This is a genomic window from Sphingobacterium detergens (genome assembly GCF_003610355.1).
Classification (GTDB): Bacteria; Bacteroidota; Bacteroidia; order Sphingobacteriales; family Sphingobacteriaceae; genus Sphingobacterium; species Sphingobacterium detergens.
This window is the reverse complement of the sequence record NZ_RAPY01000007.1, coordinates 292,247-312,373: the sequence shown is the minus strand read 5'-3', so window position 1 is coordinate 312,373 and position 20,127 is coordinate 292,247. Positions and strand designations below refer to the sequence as shown.

13 protein-coding genes are annotated in these 20,127 nt (G+C 38.9%); 2 read left to right on the top strand and 11 right to left on the bottom strand.

The window, feature by feature from the left end; translation table 11 throughout:
• Positions 1 to 52: 52 nt before the first annotated feature.
• From DFQ12_RS25795 to DFQ12_RS25745, 11 genes are all read right to left on the bottom strand, one after another.
• Positions 53 to 1,396: a TlpA family protein disulfide reductase gene (locus tag DFQ12_RS25795; protein WP_120261893.1), complete on the bottom strand. Its 1,344-nt coding sequence runs from the start codon at positions 1,394 to 1,396 to the stop codon at positions 53 to 55.
• An 11-nt stretch (positions 1,397 to 1,407) separates the two neighbouring features.
• A complete protein-coding gene (locus DFQ12_RS25790) occupies positions 1,408 to 2,634 on the bottom strand; it encodes a thioredoxin family protein (protein ID WP_120261892.1) in 1,227 nt (408 codons plus the stop codon).
• Positions 2,635 to 2,679: 45 nt separating this feature from the next.
• On the bottom strand, positions 2,680 to 4,173 hold the full coding sequence (locus tag DFQ12_RS25785; protein WP_120261891.1) for a retropepsin-like aspartic protease: 1,494 nt from the start codon (positions 4,171 to 4,173) through the stop codon (positions 2,680 to 2,682).
• A 39-nt stretch (positions 4,174 to 4,212) separates the two neighbouring features.
• Positions 4,213 to 5,385: a TlpA family protein disulfide reductase gene (locus DFQ12_RS25780; protein WP_120261890.1), complete on the bottom strand. Its 1,173-nt coding sequence runs from the start codon at positions 5,383 to 5,385 to the stop codon at positions 4,213 to 4,215.
• A 2-nt stretch (positions 5,386 to 5,387) separates the two neighbouring features.
• Positions 5,388 to 6,767, bottom strand: a complete 1,380-nt coding sequence (locus tag DFQ12_RS25775; RefSeq protein ID WP_120261889.1) for a TlpA family protein disulfide reductase — start codon at positions 6,765 to 6,767, stop codon at positions 5,388 to 5,390.
• Positions 6,768 to 6,787: 20 nt separating this feature from the next.
• Positions 6,788 to 8,341 carry a PKD-like family lipoprotein gene (locus tag DFQ12_RS25770; protein ID WP_120261888.1) on the bottom strand — a complete coding sequence of 518 codons (1,554 nt, stop codon included), beginning with the start codon at positions 8,339 to 8,341 and terminating at the stop codon, positions 6,788 to 6,790.
• Positions 8,342 to 8,350: 9 nt separating this feature from the next.
• Positions 8,351 to 9,118, bottom strand: a complete 768-nt coding sequence (locus tag DFQ12_RS25765) for a DUF4843 domain-containing protein (RefSeq protein WP_167457353.1) — start codon at positions 9,116 to 9,118, stop codon at positions 8,351 to 8,353.
• 7 nt (positions 9,119 to 9,125) lie between these two features.
• Positions 9,126 to 10,580 (bottom strand): RagB/SusD family nutrient uptake outer membrane protein, encoded by a 1,455-nt coding sequence (locus DFQ12_RS25760; protein WP_120261886.1) that lies wholly within the window; start codon positions 10,578 to 10,580, stop codon positions 9,126 to 9,128.
• 4 nt (positions 10,581 to 10,584) lie between these two features.
• Positions 10,585 to 13,935 carry a SusC/RagA family TonB-linked outer membrane protein gene (locus tag DFQ12_RS25755; RefSeq protein ID WP_167457352.1) on the bottom strand — a complete coding sequence of 1,117 codons (3,351 nt, stop codon included), beginning with the start codon at positions 13,933 to 13,935 and terminating at the stop codon, positions 10,585 to 10,587.
• A 304-nt stretch (positions 13,936 to 14,239) separates the two neighbouring features.
• Positions 14,240 to 15,367 carry a FecR family protein gene (locus DFQ12_RS25750; RefSeq protein WP_120261884.1) on the bottom strand — a complete coding sequence of 376 codons (1,128 nt, stop codon included), beginning with the start codon at positions 15,365 to 15,367 and terminating at the stop codon, positions 14,240 to 14,242.
• A gap of 112 nt (positions 15,368 to 15,479) precedes the next feature.
• Positions 15,480 to 16,052, bottom strand: coding sequence for an RNA polymerase sigma factor (locus DFQ12_RS25745; protein ID WP_120261883.1), 573 nt, complete (start codon positions 16,050 to 16,052; stop codon positions 15,480 to 15,482).
• A gap of 551 nt (positions 16,053 to 16,603) precedes the next feature.
• On the opposite strand from DFQ12_RS25745, the gene DFQ12_RS25740 reads away from it, so the two are divergent.
• Entirely contained in the window at positions 16,604 to 17,590 is a 987-nt protein-coding gene (locus tag DFQ12_RS25740) for a LacI family DNA-binding transcriptional regulator (protein ID WP_120261882.1), read from the top strand.
• A gap of 171 nt (positions 17,591 to 17,761) precedes the next feature.
• A complete protein-coding gene (locus tag DFQ12_RS25735; protein WP_120261881.1) occupies positions 17,762 to 20,113 on the top strand; it encodes a GH92 family glycosyl hydrolase in 2,352 nt (783 codons plus the stop codon).
• Positions 20,114 to 20,127: the final 14 nt, after the last annotated feature.

The window sequence follows — 20,127 nt, the reverse complement described above, 5'->3', positions numbered from 1 at the left end:
GTTTTAGTTGAACTGGGGGCTTTCGTGTTTTAGCTTCGTTGATATTCGGCTTTTATTTTTTAATCCATTCTTCAATCAAAGCTTTTAATTTGGGATCGCTTGGTCTTGGGCTATCTGGAGTGATGAGTTTTCCGGCTTTGTCAATTAATATATAACGTGGTATAGAATTGACTTTGTAAGCATTGGAAAGTTCGTTATCTGAACCAGCGTGTAGCTGAATACCTTTTAGTTTTTTCTCTTTCACATAGGTATCCCATTTGGGCTTATCCTGATCTACAGATACACCTACAAATGCGACAGGCTTTCCTCTAAATTCTTCGTTTAATTTTTCCCAATGAGGTTCTTCTGCCCGGCATGGACCACACCAGGTCGCCCACATGTCAATCAAGACAACTTTGCCTTTAAGGTCTGCAAGACTCGTATTTTTACCATTTATATCTGGATAGTTAAACTGGAAAGCAGGTACACCTGTTTTTGTTTCGACTAATCGAGCTTCTACCACTTTTGCCCGTTCGATTTGCTCAGGTAGCGTAAAATACTTTTTGTATTTTTCATTCATTTCCTGAAAGTCGCCATAGGAGCGTGCCCCCTCAAGTCGCTGCAATACATATTGTCCTTTCAGTACATCTGGTCCGATTGCCGCAACTTGTTGATCAAATGTTGGTTTTGTTGACAGATCCAGCTTGCGATAAATCATATTGCTCATAAAGCGGTCGCCGTAGGGAAATTTTAATAATTCAGTTGTCAGGTATCGATCAGCGTTGAATTGTGTATAAAAATCGCTCATTTCCTCTTTGCTTGGGTGGGCTGTACGCGGCATGTAAAGATAAGAGATCGCATAATAAGCAAAATCATAATCAACTAGTTCGGGAAAGAATTTGTCAAAATTCGGATTCCCTGTTTTTGCACTCTTTTTGATGGCATCCAGTTTTCCTTTGAATTGCTCAACTTCAGGGAAGAAATCAACATAAGTGCTCATTCCGCCCGGAGTTGTGCCCTTGTCATGAAAAGTTTTTGACTGTTTGTCCCAAGCGTATAGCATCTCATTCTCTGGACTGTTTTTCCCCGTTAATTCATAGTCACTTTGACTCAGTTTTAGATTTAGCTCTTCATTTCCTTTGAAGTAAAAACGGAAAAGTCCTTGTTGGTTCTGGGCATTCCCGCTACCAACGGAGTACAAGCCTTCATATTCAGGAGTAAAGCGAAATGCAAATCGTCCCGATGCATCGGGAATAGATGTGGCAATTTCCTTTAAACGACCATTGAATACTTTAAATAGTCCGACACGTTTTACTTTTGCTGGATCTGTTGTTCCGGTAATGTTGCTCGGCTGCTGGGCGAGCGCCACAAGAGAGGAAATGATAGTTGTGAATAATAGAATGGTTTTTCTAATCATGATATAGATTGTTAGCTTAATTTAAATGGAATTATTTTCTTAATATCTTTTGCTTTAAATAAACTGGCATCTTTTTTTGAAATCGCTTCATTTAAGTCTTGCAAGTCTTTTTTGTCTATGGTAAGGAACGGAGATGTTGAATCTGATTTTAATAATCTTTTCATACAGCTGGAAGCCTTATCAAAATCTTTTAGGTAGTAATGTAATAGCGTCAGCCGATAGTTATCCACTTGATCCAGTTTTTTCCGTTGTTCTGCTGCTAGATATTCCGCTCGTATAGATTTCAGGATTGTCGGATTTTTTGACTGATCAATAATGACCGGTCCGAAGGCATTGCTCCGTTCATCCCAAGTAGGATAGAGTTTATATTGGTCGATCAGCATAAAATAGCTGGCAGCATTTTGGGAGCCAGCATAATAACTAGCAACGAATCCGGGTAAAAATACCGCCCATAATTTTTTATTGAACGTGGGACGTATATAAGCTAGCATCGTCGTTAAACTATCCAATTGCTGTGCTACCCCGTATTGTTTACTTTTTGTTTTGGCAATTGTTGAAATTTTGTTGCGGAGTAGATTTCCGCCGTATAGTTTAATCAATTTTGGAAGATTGTCGTAAGCCCAATTATTGTATTTCGCAAAGTAAGTGACACTATTGGCCAAGAAAGCTGTCTCATTGAACAAGTCCTTTTGTTGCTCGAGATATGCTTCTAATTCCGCAAAATCATGTTTTTCTCCGGTTTTAATAAAACGCTCGCTATAAGCTGCAGGATAACTGTTGTCCAAAGTATTGTTAAATGCGAGGTATTGGTTAGATTTATTTCGTTGGACAGCTTCCTTTAACAAAGGGACAAATCGGTCTACGCCAAAGAAACCTGATTCTGTCAGTATTGTTTTGCCTTCGGGGCTTACAATAACGTAGGTCGGAAATCCTGGGGCAGCGTACTTACGGGCTAATTTCTTCCCATCTGTCTCTTTCATTACATCTGTTTTGTACAGAATATAATTGTCGTTGAGTTCCTTCATAACAACTGGATCCGGGAATACTTGTTTGTCCATTTCTGCACAAGGCATACAACCAACAAAGTACAGATCGATCAGAATGAGTTTGTTTTCCTTTTTTGCCAGGGCTTGACATTCCGCATAACTGCCTTGGAAGATTTTTTCCTGGGCAATTGCAGTGTTTGAAAAGAATATGCCAAAATAGGCTATGATAATATAAAAAATAAGCTTTTTCATATAATTTGTTTTGAGAATTAAGGGTAGTATATCTTTTTAACTTGATTAGATGTTTACGATATTATCGTCAGTTGTGGTAATCGAAATAGATTCTCCTCCTGCCTTTAATCGAATCTCATCTATCAGGGTTGGATTCTTTTTCAATTGATCGACCGTATACTTGTCTATGCGTTGAATCAAATCTCCTGTTTTCAGACCGGTTGGATTTTCGGCGGCTCCTACGACTCCAAGTGCTTTCAACTTCCCGGTATTATCCCAGCCAAACTGATAACTCTTAACTAAAAAATCCTGTGGATGGGCATGTAATCTATTGGGGGAGAAATATACCTCACTTTCCGCCAAATTTATGGTGATATTATAGCGGCTTAATAGGCGAACGCCAATTGAACCATCGAAACCAGGTTGCCATTGTTCATTTCCAGCACTACCGCCCATTAGTGTGACAGGCAAGCCTTGCATTGGGGGCAGCGGAGAAATGGCAAATTGGTAGCTTTTGCCCGCAAAGGTGGGAGAGGAAACTCCCATGCTTACGGTTGCAGCCTGTGCTTCCGGTTTAAATCCGCTGACTAACAGTTTGTTTTGGCGTACAAAAGGACGGAAGCAGATCAAGTCATAGGAAGCACCTGTGTCGAAAACAAAATGCCCCGAGTAGCTCTTGTCCTTGACGATCTCAAGCTGTCCAGGCAAAATCATTACACCAGCAGGCATTGTAATCGGTACCGCAGTTCCCTTACCTTTGTATTGAAAATCTCCGAAATCGTACAATGAAATCGTGTTTTTATCGTAGTCGATATGCGTGATAAATTGGCGTATCAAAGTATTGCCGATAATCCCATCTCCTTCTTTGCCCATTTCGGGAAAGATAGCGATACCCTGTCCCGCTAGCTTAAGCGTGTCCAATAGAATACTGTTGTTGTCAGATACCTGAATCTTTGTATTGCCACCGACGACTGAAGCGTTGTTCTCACGGGTTACCTTTAGGCCAATAGCCTCAGCAAGTTGCTGGTTGACGGCCATGCCATCTGCTCCAGTGTCAAACAGGAGTCTTAATGGCTTTTCGTATCCATTGATTTTTACCTGCAGGTAAATGGATCCATTCTTGTTTTCAAACGGAATGACCGCCCGTAATTTGGGCTTACTTTCTCTTTTTAGTCCATAAAGTTGATCAAAAAGGCTGAAGTAGATCAGCTTCCCCTTGTTATCGACTAGCGCCTGATTGCTTGTTGTCTTACCCTTGGCATCTGTGACCTCTATTTGAAGTAATGTCCCTCTTTTTGTTTTTTTCTCAGAGACAATATGTACAGCTTTTAGGGGGTAGTTTTTGATAATTTGGTTTATACGAAAATTGGCTCCTGCACCAGTATGCCCCGCTACGGAGAAATTGGGTGCGAGTTCACCTGTTATCATAGAGGTGTCTTTCTGTTCAAAACAGGTCAGTAGTTTAGCTGGTAGTTGTGCCGCTAGCTGAGCTTTTGACCATGATGCCCAGGCTGTTAACAGTAAGATGCTTCCGGCTTTGATTATTGGTTTATAAGGCATGGTTTTAAGTTATTGTCTTTAGTAATTGATCTCATTAGGTTAGTAGCCGTAGATCTTTTTCAGTGCAATGTCAATATCATCTGTTGCTGAGGCAACAACTCGTAAAATGATTTTTCCATTTTCATCCACTAGAATTTTTGTTGGAAAACCGCTGATCTGATATTCTTTTACAATATCCATTTGCTCCTTGTTCTCGTTATTTAGCACATTTGTCCAAGGTAAACGGAGTTCTTCTATAGCTTTGTACCAGCTGTTTTTTGACTCATCAATTGTTTTACCTCGTTCTTGGGCAATACCGATAATTTCAAAGCCTTTGTTTTTGTAACGACTGTAAAGCTGTTGGAGGTGTGGCATACTTGCACGGCATGGACCACACCAACTGCCCCAAAAGTCCAGCAGAATAACGCGGCCTTGCATCTTTTCCAAATTAAAAGGCGTTCCGTGGGCAGTTGTCCGTGTAAATAGTGGTGCTGCTTTCCCTTTCGCAGTCACGGTTTCTTTTGCAATTGTCGACGCTATTGCTTTACCCATGTCTGTTGATTTGTAATTCGAAGCAAGACGATTAAATGCTAATTTATAGTCTTCGGAAGTATAGCTAGACTTCATTCTGTAAAGCAAAAATAAACTGACATAGGATTCAGTGTAATTTTCTATGAATTTTTTCTGAAGGTCATTTTCTTTTTTACCCAATTGACTAAGCTGTTCGAGTATCGTTTTACCTTCTGGAGATTCAGTACTTATTTTTCCCTCGAGAATTGGACTGTATAATCTATTTTTTTGCTTTACAAATCCCGCTGTAGACTGACGCAGATTATTATATTCATTGTTTTCCTCTCCACCTTTGACCTGCGCTAAATCAAGTTCCTCGGCATTGCCATCTATAAGAATGTCATCTTTAAAAATAAACACATTGAGTGGATGACGCATGACCTGTTGTAACGCGCTGGCGTTTGGATCTTTGCCAATAGTCCTTAAGGTAGCATCAACTACCCGTGCTTGTTTTGGGATCTCGATTTCAAATGATCCATCATTTATTGGAGCTGAAAAGCCTTGCCTTTTACCTTGATAATCTATAAAAGAAACGCTTAACTTCGTGGCAGGATCTGCTGCAGACGATGTAATTTTTCCTTTGATTGTAACGTTATCTCCCTGCGCAGATAGAAGCGAGGGGGATAACGTTAAAAATAGAAAGTAAATCCAAAGTTTGTTCATACCTATTTCGTTGCTAATACTTTTTCGAGGAGCTGTTTTAATTCTGGGCTCGATGGACGTGGTGAATCTATGGTGACAACTTTACCTTGTTTGTCGAAAACCATAAAGCGTGGAATGCCTGTGATTTTGTAATATTTGGCAAAATCACCCCATCCGGAAGCAAAAAGCTGAAGACCACCGAGTTGCTCGTCTTTAATCATTTTTAGCCATTTGGCTTTATCTTTTTCCTCATCAACGGAGATGCTCACTACTTGAACATCGGTTCCGTGTAATTCTTGTTCAAGCTTTTTGAGATGTGGTATCTCTGCTTTGCAGGGACCGCACCAGGTTGCCCATACGTCGATCAAAACTACTTTTCCCTTTAAATCGGCGAATTTTATGGTTTTTCCGTTATTGTCAGGAAAAGAAAAGTTAAGCCCTTGGTCTCCGCTTTTTAATTGTGCCATGTTGTTCATGATCGCAGTGGCGCGTTTCTTTTGACTTGCTGTCAGAAAATACGACTGATATTTATCTGCAGCTTCCTTGTAACTGGCATAATCTTTTTGTCTGGCTAGATAACTCAGTATAGCATCACCTTTTAACGTGTCATTGGGGAGGAAATCCATATCTTGCTGGAGGCCAGTGATACCTTTTCCGGGAGGAATATTAGCCGCACGACGAGATACAAATGAGATTGCATTTAAAGTACGGTTTGCCCAAGGGGTTTGATATACTAAAGATGCATTTTTTGCGAACTTGGCCAATGTTAGATTCTTGTAGTAATCCGCATATTCTTCTACTGCAGGGTGTGCCGAACGTGGGGTATTGAGAAAGTTTGTGGCATTGGCAGCAAGATCCCATTGGATATAATCTTGTAATCTGCTGTCAAATTTGGAGTTTCCGCTTTTATTATTTTTCGTGAAAGTATTTGCTTTCGCAACTACGGTCTCTAAATCTGGGAAGAAATCGACAAAAGTACTTTGGACTTTCATCCAATTGAAGGCTTTCTGTTCTATTGGGGTAACTTCGTTGTGCCAACGGTTAAGAATTTGATTTTCTTTACTGTTATTTGAGCCAGTCAACTGGTAGTTGTTTTCGGAAATGATGAACTCGAGTTGATCGCCAGGTTTGAAATAAAAAATATTATTTTCTGTCTGACTACCTGTTGTCCCTGAACCAATGGCATAAAACCCTTCGTATTCAGGGTAGAAAGTGAAGCCGAACTTTTTATTCAATTGTGGCTGTGCCGAAGCGATCTCTTCCATGTCACCTTCGACAACCTTGAAGAGTTTGACCGGTTTGATAAATTCTTTGTCAAATGTTCCTTTGATCTGAACGGGTGATTGAGCAAAAGCCGTACTTGCGGCAAGTATTGTTAATGAAGTTATGATGTGTTTTTTCATTTCTTTTTTTATGAATGGAACTAATAGGTCGATGGATAGGTATAGTCAGAGACGGCGGGAGCAATATAGATTATCGCCCGTGCAGTACCGGCTCCCTCAAGTGTTTGGACTGGATTCGAATCTAGATTCCCAGAATTTTTTGTAAACATTCTAATCTTGTAGTTCGATCCAACTTTTGTACCAACGACGACGAAGTTGAAAGCATATCCTGATTCTGAATATTTCAGATGTTTGATAAAAGTAACCTGTTCGCCTCCTGGTGCACTAAATTGTAATTGTTCAAATCCGTTACTTAAATTTCTACTGTATAATTGATTATTATTGACAAAGTACATTAAGTTCTCGTCGTCCAAGAGCAATGTATACAGACTTGCATTATATAGTTTGGATGAAGGATCAATTACCTCTTTTTTTATAGACAACACGTACTGCTTTTTCTCCAAAGCGCAGAGCGATTTTTGGGTAGGATCAGTTTTGTCCTGTAATATTGCATATCCAACAGTTTTGTAGTAGTAATCAGGTGCAGCTAAGTAAACATTGGACTTCATTCCTAGAAACAGCGCTTTCTGGTTGTTATTTGCTGTATTGAAATCATTGGCAGCATCATTTGAAAATATAGTCATGGTAGATCCATAACCATTACCAAGTGTTGTGAAATTTCCCCCTAGATTGTCAAATAAAATGGGGTCATTGCTACCACTCGAGATCATATATTTAGACAATTCATAGTTGCTATTATTTCCATCTATCATGGCTTTATTGCCAAATTGTCCTGTATTGGAACTCATTGCATAGATATTGTATAATTGCCCATTATTGAGGACATAATTAGCCGTACTCCCCAAGAAAGCTCCCGTGTTACCAGTTATCTGTTGTCCACCGCCCAAGAATAGATTCTGCTTGTCTCTGATTTTTTTTAGATTATTGACATTCACTGTTTGGATATCTTTTTCTGTGGTGAGGAATAATGCTCGTGTATTTGAATAAGAGGAAGGATTTAGGATGTTACTTTTATAACTGGATGAAAAGCTAATAAAATTGCCTTTGCCTTCTATTTTTTGATTATTTGCTGTACTGTAAACATTTTCGATTTTTCCATTTACCAAATTATTTTGTGGGGTAAGGTAAAGATCCAAATCTGAATTGGTACCATCATCTTTAAGGATATACCAGCCCCTTGTAAACTGTGTACTTACAGTTACTGTGGCGGTTTTGTACTGGCTATAGCCTGTTTTTTTGTTTTTAACGATACAGACTGCTACCCAGTCCTTGGCATCCTCAGTGATAAAATAGCGTAGGTTTTGGCTACGGGCGATTGTGTCCATAGGTTCAGCTCTTCCTTGAACATTGGTTTCGTAAAATCCCCATTTATATTCTAATTCACCATCTTTATTTGATTTTGCTGTGGGGGAAATTTTTAACGTGTCTTTTAGAGAGATGACCGCATATTTTGATTCAATACCTTCGATATCAATATGCTCGGTTTCGCTATAATCATAGTTGCTTTTATCTTTTGAACAGGATAAAATAGCTAAGCAACCAAGGATTAATATGTAAATATTTATCTTTTTCATGGATAGAGTTTAATTAGGGAAGGTAATGAGATCTCCGTTCTCAGCCCGCAAAGGAGTGTTCGGATGTTGCTTATTGTAATCTATCACAGCCATCCCGAGTACAGATTTATAATAGTTCATTTGATCTAATGGTAGGGAAGCTATAAAGTTTTGATCCCAACGCTGACCTGTGACCTCAATCATGAATTCATGTTTCCGAACACTGTATGCTCCGAAATAATACGTGGAGTAAGAGGTTGTCCAGGCGTTAGGTTGGCTGAGACGATCGGTAAATTGTAGTTTTCGCCAAGATTTAGTGGGCTCACCAATAGCAAAATTGGCGTTAGCGACAATGGAAATGCCAAGATTGACTGTTTTGCTTTTTAACTCGCCATCTCTTAAAATAACGATCGGTACTCTTGCGTGTACAGAGTCGGATTTGATAACATAGAGATCAGCAACAGCAGGATCATCAAATGGGATAAAGTGTTTTCCTGGGACAGCATTTTCCACGCCTTTTAGTTCCATTTGCTGGAGCTGGTATTTCCGGTCTTTTTTCGATGTTTCTCCGACGGTATAAATATCAAAATACACGGTATCCTGATGTATATGCTCTGCTTCGTAAAAGAACGTTTCAGATTTTAACGAATCTGTATATTCATTAAGTTTAAGATTCGAAATTGGAGGACCGAACTGTGCTCTTGGGATATCATCAAATATGTAATATTGGTCCTTTTTGCAGCTATTGAACGAGATGCATACAATACCAACTATAATTAGTAAAAAATATGGTTTCATAGTGCTATTAATTAATTGATTCAACTGTTGGCATGGGCAAGAGGTAATTGACCACGGCATTTGAGGGCGCAAACAATATTTGCGGTTTTGGGATATTCAGTCTTTTGTAAGCATAAAAAGCCTGTCCTTCTCCATAGAATTCCTTTCGGTACTCCTTTATAATCTCGTTTTGTAGTGTTGGTAAATCCCCAGGTATTGCCAGTCCAGATATATTCCGATTTGTTCTAAAGGTTTTAAGATATTCCACGCCTTCAGTGAAAGGTGCTGTCTCTGCCAGTATGAGATAAAGCTCACTGGTGCGTATCATTGGAAGTTGTTTGTAATCTGCTAAAACGGTTACATTATCTGCGGTGACCCAGAATTTTCTAATCACATTGTATTTGGAGCCATTTGCCAGCGTAATCATATTCCAAAGCGATGATTCTCTAAAATCAGTTCCAGTATTACCATATAATTGATTTGTAATAGTTGTTGCAGACGTTCCCTTGCGATATGTCGCATTGCCAAAGTTATCAGTATAGGTTTTCGCTAAATCAAAAGCGTAGAGCCCAAATATCTGTTCAGATGTAAGAATGTAATTGGTTGCCGTAAATTCTTTTCCGGTTGCTAATTTAAATTTCAGATCTCCATTCGTGTCTTTTGCATCGACAACTTCTTTTGCTGCGTTGTATGCATTTTGTTTCTCACCATACCATAAACTTGCACGAGCTTCTAGAGCCTTCATCGCATAGTAATTGAAGCGCATATTTCTATACGACATAAAATCATCCAGTGGCTTATAATTGCTTCCGGCGCCATTTGGATTTCTAACATCATTCATCGAATAGGAAAGCATCGGATCAAACTCCCTGATGAGTTCTTCCGCTTGTTTCAGATCAGTGAAAATTTTGCTTTTATATTCTTCATAAGAAATATGCTGATGGATTTCTCTGTTGAATTCGGTTACATAGGCGAGCTGATTTCCAATCCCAGATTCAGTGGGTATGGGGCCATAAAGGCGCATAAGATCAAAGTGGATATAAGCGCGTAAACCCAGGCATTCTGCTTTGATTACCTGATATACACCATCGGTTTTAAAAATAGCTTTATTGGATTCAAGATTTTGGAGTATAGCGTTTATTGCCGCAATTGTTGCATATTGCTTGGCAAATATGGCATTAAATTGATCAATTACGCGATTGTCGGAGTAATTGAAAAGGCCCAACTGCTGTTCTAGGGTATTTGTGGTCACATCCCAGCTCGAGATTAAACTTTCTATTGTACCAAAAGTTAAGGCCTTCCCATAGGTTGTATTACTTTTTGCAGAAATGTAAACACCTGCTAATGCATCTTTAAAACCTTGCTCGGAATTGAATAATTTATCGGCGGGTATTTGTGTCCGTGGCAGGACGTCCAAAAATTTATTGCATGAGCTCAAAAATATGGATCCAATCAGACCTACTATTATGATGTGTTTTTTCATTTTATTAAAATGTTGCGTTAAGACTAAAAGTTACCTGCCTTGAAAAAGGATAATTTGTTCCTCGTTCTTGACGGATACTAGAAATGATAAATGGATCAGATACATCCAGTCCTATGTTGATGTTTTCGAAGCCAATTTTCTTTACCCAGTTCATATAACGAAAATCATATTGGAAGTTGAAACTTCTCGCATATATGGTGTTTTCATCTTGGACAAACCGGGACGTTTTATAGGTTGGGTTTGTATTTAAAAGGCCTTTGAATGGCGCATAATCGCCAGGATTTTGCCATCGGCCAGTATAGACACGTTCATCAACATTATATTTGTAACTGCTGGTTTCGACTCGTTCAGCTAGGGTTCTATTGTAAGCCTGACCTCCAAAACGGTAACCCAATGAAGCGGTAAACGTAAATCCTTTGTAGCGTAACATCGTATTGAAATTACCCCAAACTTTAGGGTCGGTGTTTCCGACAGCAGTAACATCTTTTGAGGCCCAGGTGTAAGTTGGTGTGCCGTCAGCAGCGAGATAAAGCTCTTTACCTGTGCTCGGGTCTATTCCGAGGGATGGGACTACCCAAATAGCGTTGCTGGAATATCCCTCGATGTACATTTTGTTGGCATTATAGAGATCCCCCTGAAGTGTTTTCTGCGCGTCTTTTAATGCTTGTGAAGTTTCAAGTACCTTATTTTTGTTATGTAATACTGATCCCGAAACTGACCAGGTTAGACCTGTTGGTTTTTTCATCAGATAAACTGTCGCATATAACTCGAATCCTTTATTTCGTAATTTTCCGATGTTGGCGGTGTAGTAATCGACACCTGTTGATGCGGGGGTATTAACCGACGAAACGAGGTCATTGGTATTTTCAATATAGTAGTTGGCCTGTAGTGTTACATAACGGTCGAAAAGGTCGATGTCGGTTCCGATATTGTATTTAAGCACCTGCTGCCATTTTAGATCCGGATTGCCCAGACCCAAGACATAAGCTCCCAGCCAATTATAATATCTATCGGAAGTGTAGTAGCCATAAGTAGTCAACGCCTGGTAAGTATTGAATTTTGTAGACCCGGATGTCCCTACTGACCCACGCAATTTAAGTCGGTTGACTACCTCATTCTTTTTAAAGAATTTTTCTTCATGTAAATTCCAGCCGAGACCTGCTGACCAAAACGGCGCAAAACGCTTGTTGGCACCGAATTGTGATGAGCCATCCATGCGGAATGTTCCGTCAATAAAATAGCGGTTGTCATAATTATAGTTTGCATTTCCAACAAAACCTACAGTACGATAGTAGTATTCTTTTCCTGAAGGTTTTCCATCCTTCATATATTGCAATGCCATCGATGGAAAATCAAGATCACTGTTTGGAAAACCTTCTGCGGCGTTTGTAAGTTGGGAGGTGTTATCCTGAAAAATATTCGCCTCCGTTCCGACAAAAATCTGATGTTTTTCTTTTATTTTTTTGCTATAGGATAGATTTAAAGCTCCTTCGTATTTCATTCCACGATTGAGACCAATCCAATAAGCTCCTTTTCTAAAGACATCAACTCCAGTATAATTGGCAAAGTCAGTATGTTCTGCCGGTTTAAACGTATCGGACTGTTTATCAGATTTCGTAAAGCTGAATTTACCAATTAATCTTAATCCTTCTTGAATCGACCATTCGACAGCAGTCTGATTGGTTATATCTGTTTGATCTCCTTTGTCAAATGTTTTTAGAGTCGCATTATATAATGGGTTCGTTGGGAGGGTAGTCCATATATTTGAATAATCACTTGTACCCGGATCACCTAATACTTTATTTACATTTCCATCTTTATCATAAGGACGCCAATACGGATTGAGGTCGAAATAATCGCTGAATGATCCATATGGTGACTGCTGATTCTTAATATTATTGATGTTTAAATAATTTCTAAATATCAAATTTTTGTAGGTATAAGATAGGGTGATAGATCCATTCAGTGTATTTCTGGAAGAACCTTTCATTACACCGGCTGTATTGTTATTTTGAATACCGGCTGAATATCGGAACTGATTATCACCGCCTTCTAATCTTAAATTACTTCTTAATGCGTAGGATGTGCGCAGTGGAATAGCCATCCAGTCCGTTTCTACGCCGCTATTAACTTCATCTAACAGAAAATTATAATAACGTTTATTCGGAATGTCGGTACTTGCGTTTGGAGAGTCATAAAGTCCGGTAATACGTTCCAACTCGAGTTTGTTTCTTGCATTAAGGAGGTGGTAAGCCGATAAGTCAGCATTTTCAACCTTTAGCTCTGATCCAAAACTTAAACGTAATTTACCCGGTCTCGGAAGTTTTGTTGTAATGACGATGACACCATTAGCACCTCGGGAACCGTAGAGTGCAGTCGCTGCAGCGTCTTTCAAGAGGGTAATAGAAGCGACATCGTTTTCATTAATATCGATAAGTGCCTGAAGCGATGTCTGGAAACCATCTAAAACAATCAGTGGTGTGTTAAGCTGACTTGCAGATTCGCTTTGAATTTCATTCACATTTGGGATACTGGAATTTCCCCGCATCTGAATTTCTGGAAGTCGATTAGGATCGTTACCGAAAAGATTATTCTCGATTATATTAAACGATGGATCAATATTACGTAAAGAGGTCACAAGGTTTCTGGCACCATATTGTCGCAATTCTTTTGTCGTAATCGTACGTGATGCTCCTGTGAAACTTTTGTCTTCCTTCTTAAAAATACCTGTCGAAACAACAGCTTCCTCAAGGGCATTTTCTTGTTTTTTTAAGCGGATAATCATTTTATCCTGGTTTAAGCTCGCTTTAATTTCCTGCCTTTCGTAGCCTAAGGAAGTTATGACCAGGATTTCGTTTAGTGAAGATATGGGTAATGCAAAGCTGCCATCAGGTAGGCTCATTACCCCTTTTCGTGCATCTTCTTTAAGACGAATTGATGCCCCTGAAATTGGTTTTCCTTCGCTGTCGATGATTCTTCCTTTGACGTATTGCTGTATAGTCAAGACAAACCTTCCAGCCTCAGATGTCACCATGGTAAGCTGTTTGGGGGGCATTATACTTTTTTTGATCACTACCGTTTTATCAAAAAAGTCATAAGACAGATTTGCTTTGTTAAGAATAACATTTAACGCTTGTTTAAAGGGGGCATCCTTAATTTCAGCAGTTAAGTCGATAATCTGGTTGATCTCATTTTTCTTGTAAAAAAATGAATAACCACTTTGTTTTTCGAGGTTTTTCAAGATCGATTCCAGACTCGATTTTTGCTTTTTTAAGCTAATCTGTTGGGCATAGGTGTTTGCATCTACTTGAGACAGACCTAGGCCTAGTAGTAGGGTGATTAAGTTGATCCTCATGAGAGATCTGGATAAAGGGCGCGCACAAAGAGGCTTTTGTTTTTCATAAATTCGCCATATATAGGACGCTAGGTTAGCATCCAAATTGGTCGAATGAAAATCTTTCTCCTTCTTAATGAACGGAGTTAAGGTAAATTTCATTAAATTCGTTTGGTTTTAACGTGTTAATAATTTAGAAGTTAGACGATACTTTAATACCAATAAGTTGGACGGGTTCTGCGCCAACAGGATCCGTCTTTATTGATATCAATAGCTAGGTATTAGGGTGGTAGTTTTTCGCTTTTCATTTCGGTAATAATTTTGGTTATGTGATGATTAAGTTGATTCTATTATTCTTCCCTACAATCGCTTTTGTTTGGATATTTGCATAATTTAAAAGCTGAATAAGCTTATCTAGACTTAGGTTCCGTGGAATTTTTCCACTATATTGACCGGCATTGCTCGTCCCATTATACGTGACATCTATATCATACCACCTTGCGATTTCTTTAAATACTTCCGATGTATTTGTCCCATCAAAGCAGAATTGACCGCTTTTCCAACTAAGCACTTGGTCTATATTAATGGTCTTCGAACGGAGCTTCCCGTTCTCAGAAAATGCTTGCTCGTTGGGTCTTAATTTTACTGCACTGTGTTGTTTGGAGACAATCACTGAACCTTCTTCTAAACTGGTACGGACATCTTCTTCATCTGAATAAGCATTGATATTAAATTTTGTACCGAGTACCCTCGTTTGTTGGTTTTTTGTCTTAACAATGAAACCTTTGTGGTCTTTTGTTTTTGTTACCCGAAAATAAGCTTCACCTTCCAACTCGACGATACGGTCTCCCGATTCAAATGAAGAAGGATAAGTTAGCTTAGAATCAGTATTGAGACTAACCAATGTGCCATCTGCTAAAACGAGTTCATAGGTTGCTCCTTTAGGTGTTTTTAATGTATTTTGTTGGGGAGTAATTTTTCCGGTAGAGGCATTTCGATAGCTGATTTTCCCATGAGCATCTTTTGTTAGAATGGTCTCTCCGACTTGGATTCTCTGATTTGGCGACAATTCATCCAGATTGATCTGTTTGCCATCTGCTAGGATGATAATAGCCTTTTCGCTTCCTGGGGGAATCGATGCTAGTAGCTTGTTGGAAGCAATGTGCTCCGCTGCAGGCCAGTATCTATAGGTGAAAAAAGCGATTATCAATACGGCTGCTGCGGTACTGATAATCCTTAAGTACTTTATATTATTGGATTTTTTTTCTATTACGCCAATTTCAACTAACAAGCGATTTTTTACATTCTTTTGGATGGTAGAAAACTGCTCTGCGGGTATTTGACCGGTTGATTGCTGATCAAACCACTTAAAAAGCTGTTTACGTTCCTCAATATTTTCGGATCGGCTCAGAAAACTGCTAATCAGTCTATATAATTCTTTCACTTGCTTCATAAATCGCAACGTTATACTGGTTGGTTATAATACAAGTGATGTAAAAAGGAAGGAGCCTCCACTCAAAATGAAAAAAAATATTTTTTTTTCATTAATAGAAGATTGCGGATAACTAAAAGAATAAGATAAAGTGAAATAGATGACCTGTAGCGGTGCGTAAATGGCGAATAGCCTTGTTGATATGTTTTTCTACAGTGGATTCACTGATTCCTAATTTTATAGCAATCTCTTTGTTACTCATATAATATTCGCGGCTCAACTTGAATACTTCCTGACATTTTTGAGGAAGATTTTCTACTTCTTTGGCAACAATGTCGATGATGTAGCGGTAATAAAGTCGATCCTCGATCGGTATGGATTGGTCTTCAAACTCAAGATGTTCAATGCCCTGGGTAATCTGTATTTTCATCTCCTTGCGGTAATGGGCAAGCACCAAATAGCGGCAAGAACTAAATAGATAAGCTGGAAGAGACTCTATTTCTGTAATGAAAGCCCTATTTTTCCATACTGAAATAAAAAGGTCATGTAGGATATCCTCAGCGATTTCGCGACTGCTGATTTTTTTTGCTATAAAAGAAGTCAAATCGGGGGCAAATAAATCATATAATACCGAAAAAGCTCGCTGATCCCCTTCCTGTATAAGGGGGAGAAGTTCTTGGTATTGGTATGATTTGGTGTCTTTCATAAGGAGCTAGCAGCGAGTAAATTTAAAAAAAAATTAACATTTTCATTAAAAAATGGTAAAGTAGCTCAGATTTTTGTGTTTACTTTTGAATATTTATTAATATTCGACAAAAGTCAATATTTTTTGATATAGATCAGGAAATGATAGTCCGTCGACAAGATAAGCCCCCACCAGTACGCATGAAGTATTGACTGCGTATTGCTTAAGTATTGACTAAGTAGTGTTATAGTATCATCATGAGGATACTTTAGCTACGCTCAAATGTTATTGTGTTAGGAAGATAAGGCGCTAGTAAACATCACTACTGCAACCAAGCACGCAGAGTTGTTACGAGTAAGCTGTTTGGTATTACATAGAAATGCAGGAATAACGAAATGTTACCAGTATAAAGGGTTTCAATTGTTGATATAAACAAGTTAATAATAGCGTAATGTCTAAAAAAAGCATTCAGCTAATTTTGCGCAAACGATTGTGTTAGTGTTCCCTTGCCTCAATAAGAGCATATTCTTCATTTTATTTTCTAATTTCACTTAATTTTATGAAATGCTCTTATGGCCAAATCTATTAAAGAAATTGCGCAGGAACTTAATGTTTCCAAATCTACTGTTTCATTGGTGATCAATCATAAAGCCGAACAGGCTCGTATCAGCAAGGAGCTTGAGAGGCGTGTGCTTGATTATGTCGAGAAAGTCGGGTACAAACCCAATTCGCTGGCAAAAAGTTTGGCAACAGGACGTTCGAATACCATTGGCTTGATTGTTGAAAATATAGGCGATTCCTTTTTCGGGCCTTTTGCGCTACATGTCGAAGAGCTTTTGCGTAAGAAAAACTACCATGTACTCTACAGCAGTACTTTAGGAGATCCCCAAAATGCACAGGACATTATTGATTTTATGCTCGAAAAGAAAGTTGAAGGTATACTGTTGGCACCTACTGTAAATTTGGAGGAGCATCAACGAAAAATCCTGGAAAATAAAGTTCCTTTGGTCGTTTTTGATCGAAATTCACCAGAAGTAGCGACACATTATGTTCATATTGACAACGGTGATAGCAGCCGGAAGGCATGTTTGCATTTACAGTCAATCGGATGTAAGAACTTTGGGTTGATTACCATTGATTCGGATCAGCCTCAGATGCTGGCACGTAAAAATGCCTACTTGCAATTTTGTGAAGAAACGGGTATGCAAGCGAGGATATTGCAATTGCCATACAATCGTTTGCGACAGAAAGGTATAGCTGCTTTGCGGAGCTGGGTATCAAAAAATGTGGACTTAGATGGTTTATTTTTTACGACCAATTATCTCTGCATCCTCGGTTTGAAATCGCTTCGTTCTGAAGGAGGGGAACATTTTAATTTTCCGTTGTTTTCTTTTGATGATCATGAATTGTTCGATATATTAAATCCTAAGATCTCCTGCATCCAACAACCATTGGAGCCATTGGCAAAAACCTGTGTGAAGGTGTTGTTGAAAGAAATAGATAGCGGGATTACCAGTCCGAAGGAATATGTGATTTCGACAAATTTGATCAAAAGATAGTATCAAATACCTGAAGCGGGGATAAGTCCGAAATTTGTTCTAAAAAATAAAGCCTTATTGTAAAAATCATAAGACCTAATATGCGAAAGCTCCGAGTTTTTTTGATTTAATATTCTTTTTTATATCTTTACTAATACGTTTTAGTAGAAATATTTATATATATCCTAAATAATGAAGAAATCATTAAGTGTTTTTCTGGGGTCATTATTGTCCTTGGGTTTGTTTTGCGCAAAACCGGTTTTGGCTCAGAAGTTTAGAGGACAGCAAATGGAGGCTGTCGATCTGGTGAATCCTTTGATGGGTACAGAATCCAAATTTGAGCTATCCAACGGGAATACTTATCCTTCCATAGCAAGACCATGGGGGATGAATATGTGGACCCCACAGACCGGGAAAAATGGCGATGGATGGCAGTATCAATATACAGCTGATAAAATCCGTGGTTTGAAGCAGACACATCAGCCTTCTCCTTGGATGAATGATTATGGTGTTTTCTCTATTATGCCTGTTACTGGAAAGCCTGTTTTTGATCAGGATGAACGTGCAAGCTGGTTTTCGCATAAAGCGGAAATTGTAAAACCATATTATTACTCAGTGTACTTGGCTGATCACGATGTGACAGCAGAGATGACACCGACTGAACGTGCCGCGATGTTTCGTATCTCCTTCAATAAGACGGATGATGCTTATATCGTTTTGGACGCTTATGAAAAAGGTTCGGAAGTGCAGATCATCCCCGAAAAAAATATGATCATTGGCTATTCGTCGAAATATGCACGCGGCCCATTGCCTGAAAATTTCAAGAACTATTTTGTCCTTGTTTTCGATCAACCTTTTGCTAGTGTTGCTACCTGGGAGGGAAAAGAAAAGAAAGACGGCCAGCTGCAAATCAAAGGTGACCATACAGGTGCCATCGTTGGTTTCAAAGTGAAGGATAAATCAAAACCTGTTCAGGTAAAGGTTGCGTCCTCTTTTATCAGTGCTGACCAAGCTTTGTTAAACTTAAATGAGCTTGGTAATAAGTCATTTGACCAAATTAAAGAAGATGGACGCCAGATATGGAATACGACCTTAGGTAAAATTAAGGTAGAAGGTGATGATATTGATCAATTGCGCACATTTTATTCGACAATGTATCGCACATTATTTTTTCCGAATAAACTATATGAAATCGATGCGCAAGGAAAGGCCGTCCATTACAGCCCATATAATGGTAAAACGCTACCAGGATATTTGTTTGGTGGTACAGGCTTTTGGGACACCTTTAGAGCCTTGTATCCTTTCCTAAACTTTATGTATCCTTCTATCAATAAAGAAATGCAGGAGGGATTGCTTAATGCTTATCTGGAGGGTGGGTTTCTCCCTGAATGGAGCAGCCCTGGATATGCGGATATCATGGTTGGTAACAACTCTGCTTCGGTAGTATCGGATGCCTATATGAAAGGCTTGCGTGGTTATGATATCAACAAACTATATGAGGCCTTGCAACATGGTGCAAACAATGAGGGGCCAATGACAGCTGTTGGACGCAAAGGTGTTGAATATTACAATAGCTTAGGCTACGTTCCTTATGATGTTAAAATCAATGAAAATGCTGCCCGGACATTAGAATATGCTTATGATGACTTTACAATATACCAATTGGCAAAAGCATTGAACCGTCCTAAGGCTGAAATTGATCTCTATGCTAAACGTGCTCAAAATTATAAGAACTTATTTGATCCTTCCACCAATTTAATGCGTGGTAAAAATAAAGATGGTAAATTCCAAGCTCCTTTCAATCCACTGAAATGGGGGGATGCATTCACTGAAGGCAATAGTTGGCATTACTCCTGGAGTGTGTTCCATGATGTGCAGGGACTGATTGATTTAATGGGTGGAGAGAAAACTTTTGTCAATATGTTGGACTCTGTATTTGTTCAGGCTCCAAATTATGATGATAGCTATTATGGTGGTATTATCCATGAAATTCGGGAGATGCAGGTTGCTAATATGGGGCAATATGCACATGGCAACCAGCCGATTCAGCATATGCCATACCTGTATAATTATGCTGGCCAACCATGGAAAACGCAGTATTGGGTGCGTCAGGTTATGGACAGAATGTATAAGCCAACTCCTGACGGTTATTGTGGCGATGAAGATAATGGTCAAACATCGGCGTGGTATGTATTTTCTGCTTTAGGTTTTTATCCGGTTTGTCCAGCGACAGACGAATATGTGCTTGGGGCTCCTTTATTTAAAAAAGCTACATTAACGTTCGAAAATGGTAAGACTCTGACAATAGATGCACCTAAAAATTCGGATGAAAATGTTTATGTCAATGCGCTGCAGTTGAATGGAACAAATTATGGTAAAAACTGGTTAAGTCATAAAGCACTCCATGAAGGTGGGAATCTTAATTTTGATATGACAGCTAAACCAAATTATAATAGGGGAACAACCTTGAGTGCAGCTCCATATTCGATGACAAGTGAATTGAAGGATAGGCTGAGTTCAAAAAAAGCAAAAAAGAAGAAATAAGAAAATAACAATAA